Raw genomic sequence first — 16,021 nt, forward strand, 5'->3', positions numbered from 1 at the left:
CCGCGTCGTAGAGGAAGCCGCCCTCGCGGGCGTAGGACTTCCCGAGCGCGTCGGGGTCGGGATCGAAGAGGTTCTCCAGGTCCCAGCCGCGGTCCTCGGGGAACGCGCCGACCGCGTCCCGCCCCTCGGCCACGAGCTGCCACAGGTCCTCGGGGGTGTTGGCGCCGCCGGGGAAGCGGCAGGCCATGCCCACGATCGCGATCGGCTCGTTGACGCCGGCCGTGGCGGCAACCGTACGGGCGGCGGCCGGCTTGACGCGGGCACCCGCCTGTCCCGTGTCGGCCACCGCGGCCTTGATGTGGTCGGCGAGTGCCGTCGGCGTGGGGTAGTCGAAGAGCAGGGTCGACGGCAGCCGCATCCCCGACGCCTTGTTGAGCGCGTTGCGCAGCTCCACGGAGCTGAGCGAGTCGAAGCCAAGCTCCTTGAACGAGGCGTTGACGTCGATCGCGTCGGGCGAGCTGTGTCCGAGGACGGTCGCGACGTGACCGCGGAGGAAGGACATCAGGACGCGCCGCTGCTCGGCCTCGGGCCGGCCGACGAGCGACTGGCGGAGCGCGTCGACGTCCTGGGCGGCCTTCGCCGGCCGCGCCGCGGCGCGCCGCGGCGCCGGCGCCAGCTCGTTGAAGATGGGGGGAAGCGGCACGGACGCGGCGCGGGTGCGGAGGCCGGCGAGGTCGAACTTGGCCGGGACGAGCACGGGCTCCGCCGCGACGAGTGCCGCGTCGAAGTGCGCCAGACCGTGGTCGGCCGCGATCGGCAGGAGTCCGTTGCGTCCCATGCGGGCGCGGTCCTGCTGGTCGAGGGTGCCGGCCATGCCGCCGGCGGTGTCCTCCCACAGGCCCCAGGCCAGGGACTTGGCGGGCAGCCCGGACGCGTGCCGGTGCCGGGCGAGGGCGTCGAGGAAGCTGTTGGCCGCCGCGTAGTTGGACTGGCCCGGAGCGCCGAGCGTACCGATCGCCGAGGAGAAGAGGACGAAGGCGTCGAGGTCCTTGTCGCGGGTGAGGCGGTGGAGGTTCCAGGCCGCGTCGACCTTCGGGCGGAGCACGCCGGCGAGACGCTCGGGGGTGAGCGCGGTGGTGATGCCGTCGTCGAGGACGCCGGCGCAGTGGATGACGGCGCCGAGCGGGTGCTCGTGGGGCAGGGAATCGAGGAGGGAGGCCAGCGACTTCTCGTCGGCCGCGTCGCAGGCGGCGATCGTGACCCTGGCACCCAGTGCGGCGAGGTCGGTGACGATGCCGCCGTTCCCGTTGGGGCCCTTCCGGCTGATGAGCAGCAGGTGCTTGACGCCGTGGGCGGTGGCGAGGTGGTGGGCGAGGAGCCGGCCGAGGCCACCGGTGCCACCGGTGATCAGCACCGTCCGGTCGGGGTCGAGCAGGCCCGGGGTGACGGAGGAACGGCCGTCGGTGCGGACCAGCCGCGGGGCGAGGAGCCGTCCGTCGCGGACGGCGACCTGCGGCTCGCCCGTGGCCACCGCGGCGGGAAGAGCGCTCAGCGATGCCTCGGCCGCGTCGAGGTCGACGAGGGTGAAGCGGTCGGGGTGTTCGGCCTGGACGGACCGGAGGAGCCCCCAGACCGAGGCGCCCGCCAAGTCGGCCGGCCGGTCGTCCGGGCCGGTGGAGGTGGCGTTGCGGGTGAGGACGACCAGGCGGGCGTCGGGCCGTTCGTCGTCGGAGACGATCCGCTGGACGAGATCGAGCACGTGCCGGGTGAGCGCGTGGGTGGCCTGCACCGAGTCGGCGTCCTCGCGTGCGACGCACCACGCCACGAACACCTCGGACCCGGACGCGGTGCCGCCCTCGGCGGTCGGGACGGCCGCGGCACCCGCGCCGTTCCCGACCAGGGCCGGAAGGCGTTCGAGGCCCGGGGCGACGAGCTCGGCCCAGCCGGCGTCGATCGAGGCCGGAGCGACGTCCTTGGGCGTGGGCAGGTTCACCCAGTCGACCCGGTAGAGCTCTCCCGCGTTGGCGGCGCGCGCGGCGGCGAGCTGCTCGGGCGCGACGGCCCGCATGGCGAGGGACTCGACCGTCATCACGGGCGTCCCCGCCGGGTCGGCGAGGCTCAGGGACACCGTGCCCGGCGTGGTCCTCGTGAGGCGCAGGCGGAGGGAGGTGGCGCCCGTCGTGTGCAGGGAGACGCCGCTCCAGGAGAACGGGACCCGGATGGTGTCCTGGGCCGCCTCGTCCGCGGCGACGAGCGCCTCCGGCTGGAGCGCGGAGTCGAGCAGGCCCGGGTGGAGGCCGTAGGCGCCGGGATCGGCGTCCTCGGGAAGCGTCACCTCGGCCCAGGTGGTGCCGCCGTCGAGCCAGGCCGCGCGCAGGCTGCGGAACAGCGGGCCGTAGCCGAAGCCGGCCTCCGTGATCCGGGTGTAGAACTCGTCGATGTCGACGGCTTCCGCGCCGGCCGGGGGCCAGACGCCGCCGGTGAGCGCGTCGTCCACCACCGCCGGAGCGCCGGTGTCCTGCGGGCGCTCGGCGAGCGCGCCGGTGGCGTGGAGGGTCCACTCGCTGTCGGCCGGCGCGTCCTCGGAGCGCGAGTAGACGGAGAGCGGACGCCGTCCCGAAGCGTCGGCCGGCTCGATCAGAACGCGGAGCTGGAGGGCGCCGTGCTCCGGAACGGACAGGAAGACCTGGTGGGTGAGCTCGTCGATCCGGTCGCAGCCGACATGCCCGGCCGCGTGCAGCAGCAGGTCGACGAAGGCCACGCCCGGCACGATCAACGCCCCGAAGACGGCGTGCTCCGCCACCCAGTCGGGGTCGGTCGCACGGATGCGGCCGGTGAAGAGGTGCCCGCCGTTGTCGGGAAGCTCGGCGAGCGTCGTCAGCACGGGGTGACCGGTCGCCGTCAGGCCGAGGTGTCCCGCGTCCACCCCGGGGCGCGACGTCTCCAGCCAGTAGCGCTGGCGTTGGAAGGGGTAGGTCGGCAGGCCGGGGGACGAGACCGGTGACGTGTCGCCGAGCAGCCGGGTCCAGTCGATGGGGATGCCGCGGGTGTGGGCGGTGCCGAGGGCGGTGAGGAAGGTGCGCTGTTCGTCGCGTTCGCGGTGCAGGACGGGGATGAAGGTGGCGTCGGTGTCGCCGTGTTCGGTGAGGCTGTCCTGGGCCATCGAGGTGAGGGTGCCGTCGGGGCCGAGTTCGACGAAGCGGGAGACGCCCTGGGTGTGCAGGGTGCGGATGCCCTCGTGGAAGCGGACTGCCTCGCGGACGTGGCGGACCCAGTAGCCGGGGGTGGTGAGCTGTTGGGGGTCGGCGAGCTGTCCGGTGAGGTTGGAGACGATCGGGATGGTGGGCGGCTGGAAGTCCAGCTCCGTGGCGACGCGTTCGAACTCCGTCAGCATGGCGGCCATGTGGGGGGAGTGGAAGGCGTGCGAGACGGTCAGGCGCTTGGTCTTGATGCCCTGTTCGGCGAGGGTCGCGGCGATTTCGGTGACGGCGTTGTCGTCGCCGGAGATGACGGTGGAGGCCGGACCGTTGACGGCGGCGATGGAGACCTCGTGCTCGCGCCCCTGGAGATGCGGGCGTACCTGTTCCTCGGTGGTGCGCAGGGAGATCATGGCGCCGGTGGCGGGGAGTGCCTGCATGAGGGTGCCGCGGGCGGCGACGAGCCGGCAGGCGTCGTCGAGCGACAGGACGCCCGCGATGTGGGCGGCGGTGAGTTCGCCGATGGAGTGGCCGGTGAGGTAGTCAGGGACGATGCCGAACGATTCGATCAGGCGGTAGAGCGCCGTCTCGATGGCGAAGAGGCCGGCCTGGGTGTAGCGGGTTTGGTTGAGCAGGCTCTGGTCGTCGTCGAAGACGATGTCCTTGAGCGGCCGCTCGGTACCGAGGTACCGGTCCAGCCCGGTGCACGCCTCGTCGAGCGCGGCGCGGAAGACCGGCTGGGTCTCGTACAGCCCACGCCCCATGCCGGAGCGCTGCGCGCCCTGGCCGGTGAAGAGGAACGCCGTCTTCCCCGACCGGAGCGTGCCCTGCACCACCGCGGGCGAGGGGTTGCCCTGCGCGAGTGCGTCGAGTGCCTGCGCGAACTGCTCGGTGTCGTCGGCGACGAGCACGGCCCGGTGCGGGAAGAGCGCGCGGGTGGTCGCCAGGGAGTAGCCGACACCGGCCGGGGTGAGGCCGGGATGGGCGGCGAGGTGCGTGTGGAGCTGCCGGGCCTGCTCCCGCAGGGCCTGCTCGGTCCTGGCCGAGATCACCCAGGGCACCACGGTCCCCTCGGGAACGTCCCGCTCGCCCGGGCCGTCCGGCTGCTGCTGCTGAGGCGACGGGGCTTCGAGGATGAGATGGGCGTTGGTGCCGCTGATGCCGAAGGAGGAGACGGCGGCGCGGCGGGGGTGGTCGGTCTCGGGCCAGGGCTGCTGCTCGGTGAGGAGGCGGACGTTGCCCGTGTTCCAGTCGACGTGCGGGCTCGGCTGGTCGACGTGGAGCGTCCTGGGCAGCGTGCCGTGGTGCATGGCCTGGATCATCTTGATCACGCCGCCGATGCCGGCCGCGGCCTGGGTGTGCCCGATGTTCGACTTCAGCGACCCCAGCCACAGCGGCTGGTCGGGACGCCGGTTCTGCCCGTAGGTGGCCAGCAGCGCCTGGGCCTCGATGGGGTCACCGAGGGTGGTGCCGGTGCCGTGGGCCTCCACGGCGTCGACCCGGTCCGAGGTGAGGCCGGCGCTGGCCAGGGCGGCCTGGATGACGCGCTGCTGCGAGGGGCCGTTCGGCGCCGTGAGGCCGTTGCTCGCGCCGTCCTGGTTGACCGCGGAACCGCGGATCACGGCCAGGATCGGGTGCCCGTTCGCCTGCGCGTCCGAAAGCCGCTCAAGCAGCACCATGCCCGCGCCCTCGGCCCAGGCGACACCGTCCGCGGCGGCCGAGAACGACTTGCAGCGGCCGTCGGCGGCGAGGCCGCGCTGCTGCCCGAACTCCACGAACATGCCCGGGGTCGCCATCACGGTGACACCGCCGGCCAGGGCGAGCGAGCACTCGCCGCCGCGCAGCGCCTGCGCCGCCTGGTGCAGGGCCACGAGCGAGGAGGAGCAGGCGGTGTCGACCGTCACGGCCGGACCTTCGAGCCCGAAGGTGTAGGCGACGCGCCCGGAGGCGACGCTGACGGTGCTGCCGGTCAGCAGGTAGCCGCCGAGCCCGTCGTCACCCTCGTGCAGCCGCGGGCCGTACTCCTGCGACATGGCGCCCATGAACACGCCGGTGTCGCTGCCCCGGAGCCGCTCCGGGTCGATACCGACGCGTTCGAACGTCTCCCACGCGATCTGGAGGAGCACCCGCTGCTGCGGGTCCATGGCCATGGCCTCGCGGGGGCTGATGCCGAAGAACTCGGGGTCGAACTCGGCGGCCTCGTCGAGGAACCCGCCGTGCCGCGTGTAGGTCTTGCCCCGCACGCCGGGTTCGGGGTCGTACAGGCCCTCCAGGTCCCAGCCTCGGTCCTCGGGGAACGGGCTGATCGTGTCGGTGCCTTCGTCGACCAGCCGCCACAGCGCCTCGGGCGAGTCGGCCCGGCCGGGGAAGCGGCAGGCCATGCCGACGACCACGATCGGGTCGCCGGTGCTCGCCGCGGGCAGGACGGAGACGGCGGAGGCGGAACCGTCGCCGTGTCCGTCGCCCACCGCGAGTTCGCAGAGCCGCTGGGCCAGCCGGGACGGGCTCGGGTGGTCGTAGACGACCGAGTTGGGCAGGTCGAGGCCCGTGGCGGCGTTCAGCTCCTCGCGGAGCTGCACCGCGAGCGCGGAGTCCATGCCGAGCTCGCGGAACGCGCGGTTGGTGTCGACCGTGTCGGTGCTCAGGTGGCCGAGAACGATCGCCGTCCGCAGCCGCACCAGTTCGAGCGCCTCGCGCTGTCGGCTCTCCGCAGGCAGGCCGGCGAGCCGTTCGCGCCACGCCGGGCTCCCGGCGGGCGCCTCGGCGTGCGTCTCCTGCCGCTCCGCGGGCTGCCGCGCGGCGACGGCGCGCCCGCCCGGCTCGAACGCGGCGGAGACCTCGGGCCAGTAACGCTCGCGCTGGAACGCGTAGGTGGGCAGCGGCACGCGGCGCGGCGTCCGCCCCGCGAACACAGCGGACCACTCCACGGGGACGCCGCGCACGTGGAGCTGGGCCAGCGCCGCGAGCAGCATCGGCCAGGCCGCCTCGTCACGCCGCAGCGAACCCACGACCACGGCTTCGGGCAGTGCCTCGCGCAGCCCGAAGGTGAGGACGGGGTGCGGGCTCGACTCGATGAACGTGCCGTACCCGTCCGCGGCCATCGTCCTGAGCGTCGGCTCGAAGAGCACCGGCTGACGGAGATTGGCGTACCAGTACTCGGCGTCGAGGCCGGCCGTGTCGAGGGCGGACCCGGTGACCGTCGAGTAGAACGCGATGTCGCACGAACGAGGGGCCACCCCGGCGAGCCGCTCGAGCAGCGGCTCCCTGACCGCCTCCACGTGCGGCGAGTGGGAGGCCCAGTCCACGGCGGGCACGGCCTTCGCGCGAATGCCGTCGGACCCGCAGCGGGCCAGCAGTTGGGCGACGAGTTCGGAGGAACCGGCCACGACGGTGGTGCTCGGTCCGTTGACCGCGGCGATGCTCAGGCCCTCGCCGAGGGGTGCGATGTATTCGGCGACCCGGTCGGCCGCCAGCGGCACCGACACCATGGCGCCCGTGCCGGCCAGCGCCAGGAGCGTCCGGCTGCGCAGCGCCACGATGCGGGCGGCGTCGTCGAGGCCGAGCGCCCCCGCGACATAGGCCGCGGCGACCTCGCCCTGGGAGTGCCCGACGACCGCGTCGGGCCGCACGCCGAGCGACTCCCACACCCGCACGAGCGAGACCATCACCGCGAACAGCGCGGGCTGGACGACATCCGGGCGTTCGAGCGACGGGGCTCCGGGCTCGCCGGTGAGCGTGTCGAGCAGCGACCAGTCGAGGTGCGGGGCGAGCGCTTCGTGGCACGCCTCGATCGACGCGCGGAAGACCGGTGAGGTGCGCAGCAGTTCGCGCGCCATGCCCTCCCACTGCGAGCCCTGCCCGGGGAACACGAGCGCGACCTTGCCGTGGTCGCCCGTCACGCCGGTGACGAGGCCCGGGGCCTCGGTGCCGGCGCGCACCGCCGCCAACTGGGCCTCGTGATCGGGCCCGAGGACGACGGCACGGTGCTCGAAGTGCGTGCGCGTGCCGGCCAGCGACCAGCCGACGTCGGCCGCGCCGGCGCCCGCGGCGCGGGCCCCGGCCAGCCGTCCGGCCTGGGCGCGCAGCGCCGCCCCCGTGCGTCCCGACACCAGCCACGGGACCACCGGGATGTCGGCCGGGCGCTCGGCCGCGCTCCGCGCGCCGGTCTCCGCCCCGCTCCCCGCCGCGTCCCGCGCGTCGGCGTCCGGCTCGGGTGTCTCGGCGAGAACGACGTGGCAGTTCGTGCCGCCCACGCCGAAGGAGCTGACGCCGGCGACCAGCGGTGCCTCGGGCCAGGGCCCGTGCGCGGTCCTGACGCGCAGGTTCAGCGCCTCCGGGTCGATGCGTGGGTTGGGCGTCTCGTAGTTGAGGCTCGCGGGGATCTCGCGGTGCCTGATGCTGAGGGCCGTCTTGATCAGCCCGACGATGCCCGCCGCGCCTTCGAGGTGCCCGACGTTGGTCTTCGCGGAGCCGACCAGCACGGGGGAGTCGGCGGGCCGCGCGCTGCCGTACACGGCGCCCACACCCGCCGCCTCGATCGGGTCGCCCGTCGGGGTGCCCGTTCCGTGCAGCTCCACGTAGCGCACCTGCGCCGGGTCCACGCCCGCGTCCTCGCACGCCTGCCGCAGCACCGTGGCCTGGGCCTCGGCGCTGGGGACCGTGAGGCCCTCGGTGGCGCCGTCGTTGTTCACCGCGCTGCCGAGAATCACGCCGTACACGGTGTCGCCGTCACGGACCGCGTGCGAGAGGGGCTTCATGACGACGACGCCGCCGCCCTCGCCACGCGCGTAGCCGTTGGCCCGTGCGTCGAAGGTGAAGCAGCGTCCGTCGGGCGAGAGCCCGCCGAACCGGCCGGCGATCTCGGCGCTCTCGGGCGCGAAGTTCAGCGCCACGCCACCCACGATCGCCAGCTCGGTCTCGCCCTTGCGCAGGCTTTCGAGTGCGAGGTGCACCGCCACCAGCGACGACGACTGGGCGGAGTCGACCACCAGGCTCGGGCCGCGCAGGCCGAGCGCGTACGAGACCCGGTTCGCGATCACGCCGCGGTTGAGGCCAGGCAGCGAGTGCTGCGTGACCGCGCCGCCGCGCTGCGCCAGCGCCGCGTAGTCGCCGGCGATCGCGCCGGCGACTACGGACGCGGTGGTGCCGCGCAGCGTCTCCGGGACGATCCCCGCGTCCTCGAGCGCTTCCCAGGCCAGCTCGGCGAAGAGCCGCTGCTGCGGGTCGATCGCCACCGCCTCGCGCGGCGAGATGCCGAAGAAGGCCGGGTCGAACTCGTCGACCCGGTCGAGAAAGCCGCCGTACCGCAGCCCGGCGCGGTGCGCCTCGGGCAGGTCGGGCAGGACCTCGTCGGCATCCCAGCGGTCCGCCGGCACCTCGGTGATGGCGCTCCGGCCCGCGCGTAGCAACGCCCAGAAGGCACCGGTGTCCGGCGCCTGCGGAAGGCGACACGACACCCCGGTGATGGCGATGGGATCAGTGATGTGGACACGAACACTCGACATGACGGCGAGTGCCTCCCCTCCATCGCGCGCTCCGAGAACGCCTGGGGCGGGCGGTTTTCATCTGGGACACGATCGTCTTCCGCGCCGGCCTCCCCCAGCTACCCGTAGAGCCCCCTAGGCCGTTTCGTTTGGATCAGTCGGTCGTTGGTCCGGGTGTGCCGTTGACCGACGCGCAGTGGGCGCGGATCGAACCGTTACTCCCGGACCGGACGCCGAAGCGGGGTGGCCGCTGGCGTGACCATCGTGAGGTGATCGACGCGATCGCCTTCACGTTCCAGACCGGCACCCCGTGGGTGCACCTGCCGGAGAAGTACGGCAACTGGCGGGGTGTCTACAACCGGCTGCGGATGTGGGCCGTTGACGGCACCTGGGAGCGGGTGTTCACCGCCCTGATGGCCCAGGCCGACGCGGATGAGGACCTCAACTGGGCCGTCTCCGTCGACTCCACGATCGTGCGGGCCCACCAGCACGCGGCCGGAGCCCGCAAAGAGGGGCCCCGGCCGGCGAACCCGCCGACCACGCCATCGGCCGTTCCCGTGGCGGACTGACCACCAAGATCCACCTCGCCGCCGACGACCGCTGCCGACCCCTCGCGTTCGTCCTCACCGCAGGACAGGCCGGCGACGCCCCGCCTTCCCCGAGGTCATGGCCCGCCTGCGGGTTCCCCGTCGGCGAGGACGACCTCGCACCCGCCCGGATGCGGTCCTGGCCGACAAGGCCTACTCCTCACGCGCGATCCGCGAGCACCTGCGCAAGCGCGGCATCCGGGCCGTGATCCCCGCCCCCGCGGACCAGCGCCGCCACCGGCTCCGCCGGGGGAGTCGAGGCGGCAGACCACCAGCCTTCGACCGCGAGACCTACAAGCAACGCAACACCGTCGAACGATGCATCAACCGACTCAAACACTGGCGAGGCATCGCCACCCGCTACGAGAAGACCGCCACCATCTACCTGGCCGGACTCCACATCGCCGGCATCTTCCTCTGATCCGCCCGATGATTCAAACGAAACCGCCCAGGGCCCCTCGTTCGGATCGTCCCGGCACCGCCGCCAGGTGCGGCACCTCGCCGCGATGCCGGGATTGCCCGTGCGTGTCCGGTGTTGAGCGGCGCTCCGCCGCCGTGTAAGGGGCCGCCCCCGACGGCACGGCCCGATCCACGGGCATCCGGACGAGAGCCGGTGTCGCGCCCGTCGTGCGGGCTCCGGCCGGCCGGGCGGGCGCGCCCGTGAAACGACGCGTCCGCCTGCCCGTGCGCGACGGGCAGGCGGACGTCGGCTCCGCGGGGGCCGCGATCGGGTGACTCAGACCGTCTCGTAGCTGACGGCGTGGGCGCCGACGAGGAGCTGCTCGCGGTTCCTGATGCCCATCTTGCGGTAGACGCGGGTCAGGTGCTGTTCCACGGTGCTGACCGTGATGAACAGCCGGTCGGCGATCTCGCGGTTGGCGTATCCCTGGGCGGCGAGTATGGCGACGCGCCGCTCCGACTCGCTGAGCCCGCCGAAGCCGCCCTGATCGGAGCGATCGCCGACGCTCGGCGCCGCGCTCTCCTTCGTTTCCGTGCTCTTGGGCATCGTCGTCGGGAGCAGCGCCTGGCACATGGACTCGGCCCCGCAGCTCTTGGCGAGGCGCCACGCGCGCCGCGCGGTCTGCCGGGCGCGGGCCTTCTCGCCCAACTGCTGGTAGGCGCGGCTCAGCTCGACCAGGACGGCGGCGGCCTCGTACCAGGCGCCGCTGATCTCCAGTTGGCGGAACGCGTCCAGCAGGACGGGGGGCTGCTTGGCGGTCGGCTGCACCAGGGCGAGGCCGTGCAGGGCCATCCCGCGGGACCGGGTGAGCCCGGTGTCGGGCATCGCGACCTGCTTCTCGACGAGCCGGGCCGCCCGCTCCCGGTCGCCGAGCCGCAGCCACGCTTCGGCCGCCCCGAGCCGCCAGGGCACCAGGGCGGGCGTGTCGACGTTCCAGCGGTGCATCAGCGTGCCGCACTCGAGGAAGTCGGAGAGCGCCATGTAGGTGTTGCCGGTCGCGAGGTGATGACGGCCGCGCGCGTACAGGTAGTGCAGACCCGCGCGGGTGTGGAAGAGCGCGGGCGGCGGCTCGGGCGCCAGGTGCTTGGCGGCGGCCTTGTGGTCGCCCATGGAGGTCCGCGCCTCGATCAGGATCGCGAGTGCGAAGGTGCCGCTGATGTTCCACCTCGACCCCGAGAGCCGGGAGTAGGCGATCTCCGCCTGGCGCGCGGCTTCCGCCAACTGTCCGCGCCGCAGCGAGATGAGCGCGCCCGCGGTCTCCAGGAGCCCCTGCCAGACGGGCACGTCGTATCTTCGCGAGTCGGCGACGAGGATCTCGTACCACCTGCGCGCGGTGTCGAGCTCGTCCGCGTAGCAGAGGGCGAGCAGCGCCGCCTGGAGGCCCTGGAGCCGCCAGGGCGCGGGCGACTGGGAGCCCTGGAGCACCTGTTCGGCGAGGGCGACGGCGTACTCGTCGGCCCCCCGTTCGAGGGTGCGGGCCAGGGCATGCCGGGCGCGCAGCTCCGAGGTGGACGTCGCCGAGACCGCGGTCGTCGGGAGCGGGCGGCGTGGCCGGTCGAGGAGGCCGGGGAACTCCGCCGCCATGAGCAGCCGCGTGCCGTGCAGCGCGGTCGCCATGTGCTCGTCCGCCTCGGCCTCGCCGTCGCCGTCACCGTCGTTGAGCTGGTCGATGACCTCGAGACCATCGTCTAAGTTGAGGTGGAAGAGCATGCCTTCGGCCAGCCGTGCCGAGTCCTCGGCAGGCAGCCTGCCGCCGATGACGGGGCCCTTGAGGGTGAGGAAGTGCTGGGCGGAGTCGGCGGGCCGCAACTGCCACTGGGCGTAGGCGTAGTGCGCCGTCACCGAGAGGCGGTCCTGCTCCTCGGAGCAGCACTCGCGGGCCAGCTCCAGGTACCGGATGGCTTCGAGCACCTCGGCCTCGGCCAGGGCGTGCCGGGCGGCCCGCTGGAGCACGGGTACCACCCACTCCTCGCAGAGCGGCCCCGCGTTGAGCAGGTGCACGGCGATGGCCTGCGGCGGTGCGCCGTTGTCGTGCAGGAGGGAGGCGGCGCGGTGGCGCAGGTCCGTCGTCTCGTCCGCGGGCATCTCGCGCAGGACGGCCTGCTGGATGCCCGGGTGCCTGAACCGGGCACCGTCCAGCACGCCGACGCCGGTGAGCAGCCAGAGATAGCGCCTGATCATCTCCGCGTCGATGCCGCTCAGCCGGCTCAGCAGGAGCGGGGTGGCCGCCTTGTCGAGCAGCGCGATGCACTGGGCGATGCGGACCGCGCGGGGCCCGAGCCGGTGCAGGCACGCGAGGACCACCTGCTGGAAGACGTGCCCGGTCGGAAGCTCGGCCTCCGGGTCCTGCTTGACGGGACTGCCGTCGCTCGCCCACGGGAAGTGCCCCGCGAAGACGTCGGGTTCCGCGCGCAGCCGCAGCTCCTCGATGAGGGCCTGGACGAGCAGCGGATTGCCGACGCTCAGCGTGTGGATCTCGGTGACGAGCTCCTCCGCGGGGACAAACGGCAGGCGGCTCGCGGCGAGTTCCCTGATGCCCGCACGCGAGAGCGGTCCGAGGTGGAAGCGCCGCACGCTCGTCTGGTAGAGGAGGTCGTACAGGATGCGCGGCGGCTGTTCGCCGACCGCGGCGCCGCGACTCAGCACGAGGGTGACGGAGAGCTGCGTCAGCCGCTGTGCCAGGTAGCGCAGGCAGAAGAGGGTGGCCGCGTCGGTGTGCTGGACATCGTCCACGGTGATCAGCAACGGGCGTTCGGCGGCGAGTTCGGCGACGACGCGGTGCGTCTGCCGCGCGACGGCCACGAGATCGTCATGGGCCGCGGAGTGCGGAGGACCGCCGACCATGCCGGAAGGTCCGATGAGCCGGGCCCCTTCCGGGACCCCGATGTCCGGTACTCCGGTGCCCGGCACACGCGCGTCGAGCGCGTGGAAGAGCTGCGCGAGTGCGGCGAATGGAAGGCCGCGTTCGTGCGGCGCGCTCACCACGCTGAGCACCGTGCTGCCCGCCGAAGTGGCCATGTCGGCCACGGCGTCGAGCATGGTGGTCTTGCCCATCGCGGTGGAGCCGCTGATTACGGCGATAGCGCCCCTGCCCCGTGCGGACTGGACCAGTAGTTCATCGAGTCGTTCGAGTATCTCTGTGCGCTCTGTTAACACTGTTGAGATTCCCCCGTCGGCATGTTCATCACGCAGCCTGCTTGTTTCCGGCGGTGGCCGGAAACGGAGCGGCCTGGTGGTTTGTCGGAAGTGCGTGGCGGTCGTCGATCAGCGCCCGGCCGAAGCGTATTGCGCGGGGGGCCGGGGGACAAGGGATTCCCCCTAGGGGCCCCTAGCGTACTGCGGCACATGTGGTCTGAGCAGCGCACCCGAGGGGGCGTTTCGTCGTGCGCCCTTGCCCGGGACGGGTGTGCGTGCCCCGGAATGGGCATGCCGGACGGCGCGGGTCCGAAGAGGTGAGAGGGGTCGGACAGGGGCATCCGACCTAGGGTGGAAGGAGTGCGAAGTCGGCGGCTGTTGGCCGAAAGTTTGCCCCCGATTGTCGGCGGCGGCACTCCGGGTGATCAATTCCGGTGGACGCCCGCCGGGGTGGCGGCGAAGATCTTCGCGACAGCTCTGTGACAAAGGGCGCCGGTCTCACAAGAGTCGGGGCGCGCCCGGTCGCGGCACTCGGCACAGCGCCTCGAGGCGATGTCGCGCGGCACGAGTCCGGTTGGCTGTGTGTCGCGATTATCCACTTTGCGGACCCTCGCACGTTACGCCGCTCCTTGACGGGCAGTCCTTGAACGAAGAGGCGCCGGACGCCCCCTGGCGCACTCTATGCGATAGCTGTCGACCTGCTGAAAGCGGCTCAGGAGCCCTGTTGTGCACGGTAGGTCGTGAGTGATCGGCTGCGGGTGACCTCCGCCGGTCGCGGCGTCCTCGGGCGCCCGCGGACGGCGCCCGTCCGCTTCTCCTGGGCGGCATCCGCCCGACATCTGCGGGTCGTCCCGCGGTAACCCGGGTGACGCCGGGGCGCACCCGGAGCGGAGTGCGCGGCCGGGGGATTTCCGGTCGGCCGCCGTCCCGCTTACCGGTGCGGAACGCGTGAGTCCGCATCGGCGCAATGGGGTTGCCGGAAACAGATGAGCACGGCGAAGCGGACTTCCGCGGGCCTCGGCCCGTGCGAACCCGACGCGTCCCCCACGCTTGTGACGGACGCGGCCGGTGCGCGGTGCGCCGCATCCGCTCTCGGATCGACCGGGAGCGCCGGCCGGATGATGTTTCCGGCACATTCGAGCAATGTTTCCCTACCCGTGCCGCGCCGCCGCGGGTGATGCGGCGATGGCGTGGAGTGGTTGTCGCCATCGCCTCTCATATTGCCTGCACTTCCTTCGCATAGGCAGGGGATTCGGGGTCGTCTGTGTGCGGAATCCGCCGAATTTCGCTACAAGAAGGTCGCATGGACTTCACCGACGCCGGGGGGCGATGTGGTGCATGTGGCTGATGTGGTCACTCGACGTGAATCGACGGCAGACGGGTCGACGGGCGGGCCTTCAGCCCGCAGAATCGAACGACCATGGCGCGCGGATAACGCGGAGCCGGGGCGAGCAGCCGGGGGATGAGGCGGAGGCCGTCACCGTCCCCCCTCCGGCGCGCCGCGCGCAACGCCGGCGGGAGCCGTTTCCCGATCGTGGTTGCCGGCGATCCGGCCGCGGCGGCATAGGCGGCCCGGCCCGCGCATCCCCGGTGGACCGGGAAGCAGACCCGCGACCCGGAGGGGCGCGCCACGTTTAGGGGCGGGCAGGGGTTGGGGCTCTATTTCCGCCTGCGTAGCGTTCCGGGCAATCGCGCGTCGCCGTGTCGGCGCCCTCTCGACCCGGGGTGGCTTTGGTGGGTAAGCAGGAGAAGCTTCTTGACCACCTCCAGAGTGCTACCACGAAGCCGAACGCCCCCAGGGTGCGCACCACCCGGACGGAGCGCCCCGAGCCGGAGCCGATCGCCGTGGTCGCGGCGGAGTGCCGCTGCCCGGCCGTGCCCGCGGACGAGCCGCGCGTGCCGCTCGTGTTCCCCGGCCGCCCCGTAGGAGACACCGTTCCCGCCGCTCCCACGGCGCGCCCCGACTGCCTCCGCTGCCGGACGCCCTCGGGGCGGACGCCGGCCACGGCCGGCCCGCGCCGGAGGCAGCGTTCCGGCGAGGCCCCTGGCCCGGCCGTGGGATGCCGGGCACACTCCGCACCCCGGCGGGCGACTGCTTCGCCCCCGGCCGGGAGCGCGCCCCCAGGACCACCCGCACCACCGGCGAGCCGCTCGCGGCGCTCGGCACAGGAAGCGTCCGAGCTACGGGACCCCCGGTGATCCCCACGCAGCCCGAGAAACCCGGAACCGCAGCCGAGAACGATCCGACCGCAGACGGTCGAGAGATGGTTGGAGAAATGGCGCCCACGCCCACGGCCAAGGGAACTGTTCCCTTCCGGGAGCACGCGACCTGGTACCGCGTCACCGGACAGCCCAAAACGGGCCGTCCGGCCCTCGTCGTCGTGCACGGTGGCCCAGGGTCCACCCACGACTACCTGCTCCCGCTGACCGTCTTCGCCGACCGCGGCTGGCCCGTGGTGCACTACGACCAGCTCGGCAACGGGGGGTCCACCCACCTCCCGGACGCCGACCCCGGCTTCTGGACCCCCGAGCTCTTCCTCGACGAGCTCGACAACCTGCTCCACCGGCTCGACATCGCCGACGACTACGTGCTGTTCGGCCAGTCGTGGGGTGGCTTGCTGGCCGCCAAGCACGCCTCGGCACGCCCCGCCGGCCTGCGCGGCCTCGTCATCGCCAACTCGCCCGCCTCCTACCCGCTGTGGCTCCAGGAGATGGACGTGCTGCGCGCCCAGCTTCCGCCCGGCGTCGACGCGACGCTGCGGAAGCACGAGGCGGCCGGCACCACCGACAGCGAGGAGTACCTGGAGGCGATGCAGGTCTTCTACCGCCGGCACGTCTGTCGCATCGATCCGCTGCCGGGCGAGCTGATGGCCTCGTACATCGAGACCTGGACCGACCCGACGGTGTACCGCACCATGAACGGCCCCAACGAGTTCCACGTGATCGGCACCCTGCGCGACTGGGGGGTGATCGACTGCCTGCCCGACATCCAGGTGCCCACCCTGGTCATCTCGGGCCGGCACGACGAGGCGACCCCGGTCACCGTGCGGCCCTTCCAGGAGCTCATCCCGAACGCCCGCTGGGAGATCTTCGAGGACTCCAGCCACGCCACCCACTTCGAGGAGCCCGAGCGCTTCACCGAGGTGCTCGGTGAATTTCTTGACACGGTCGGCGCGAACGGCGCGCGGACCACGACAGTGAGCGGAGGCTGAGACGGCG

Annotated in this window: 3 protein-coding genes and 1 pseudogene; 2 read left to right on the forward strand and 2 right to left on the reverse strand. The window is 72.8% G+C overall.

Going from position 1 to position 16,021, the window contains the following annotated elements; all coding sequences use genetic code 11:
* The coding region (locus tag HCN56_RS26180; RefSeq protein WP_245245930.1) for a type I polyketide synthase at window positions 1-8,641 on the reverse strand (8,641 nt) is incomplete at its 3' end.
* 155 nt (window positions 8,642-8,796) lie between these two features.
* Here HCN56_RS26180 and HCN56_RS05265 point away from each other — a divergent pair.
* A pseudogene (locus HCN56_RS05265) lies at window positions 8,797-9,628 on the forward strand (IS5 family transposase).
* Between the two features lie 315 nt (window positions 9,629-9,943).
* On the opposite strand, the gene HCN56_RS05270 reads toward HCN56_RS05265, so the two are convergent.
* Window positions 9,944-12,823, reverse strand: a complete 2,880-nt coding sequence (locus HCN56_RS05270; RefSeq protein WP_312871058.1) for a helix-turn-helix transcriptional regulator — start codon at window positions 12,821-12,823, stop codon at window positions 9,944-9,946.
* A 2,255-nt stretch (window positions 12,824-15,078) separates the two neighbouring features.
* On the opposite strand from HCN56_RS05270, the gene HCN56_RS05275 reads away from it, so the two are divergent.
* Complete coding sequence (locus HCN56_RS05275; protein WP_167968301.1) at window positions 15,079-16,014, forward strand: proline iminopeptidase-family hydrolase; 936 nt, start codon at window positions 15,079-15,081, stop codon at window positions 16,012-16,014.
* The last annotated feature ends 7 nt before the right edge of the window (window positions 16,015-16,021 follow it).

The organism is Streptomyces lonarensis (genome assembly GCF_012033735.1).
Taxonomy (GTDB): domain Bacteria; phylum Actinomycetota; class Actinomycetes; order Streptomycetales; family Streptomycetaceae; genus Streptomyces; species Streptomyces lonarensis.

Excerpts from the sequence above, each read along its gene's own strand:
- HCN56_RS05275 (WP_167968301.1), top strand. The coding sequence starts at position 15,079 with ATGGCGCCCACGCCCACGGCCAAGGGAACTGTTCCCTTCCGGGAGCAC.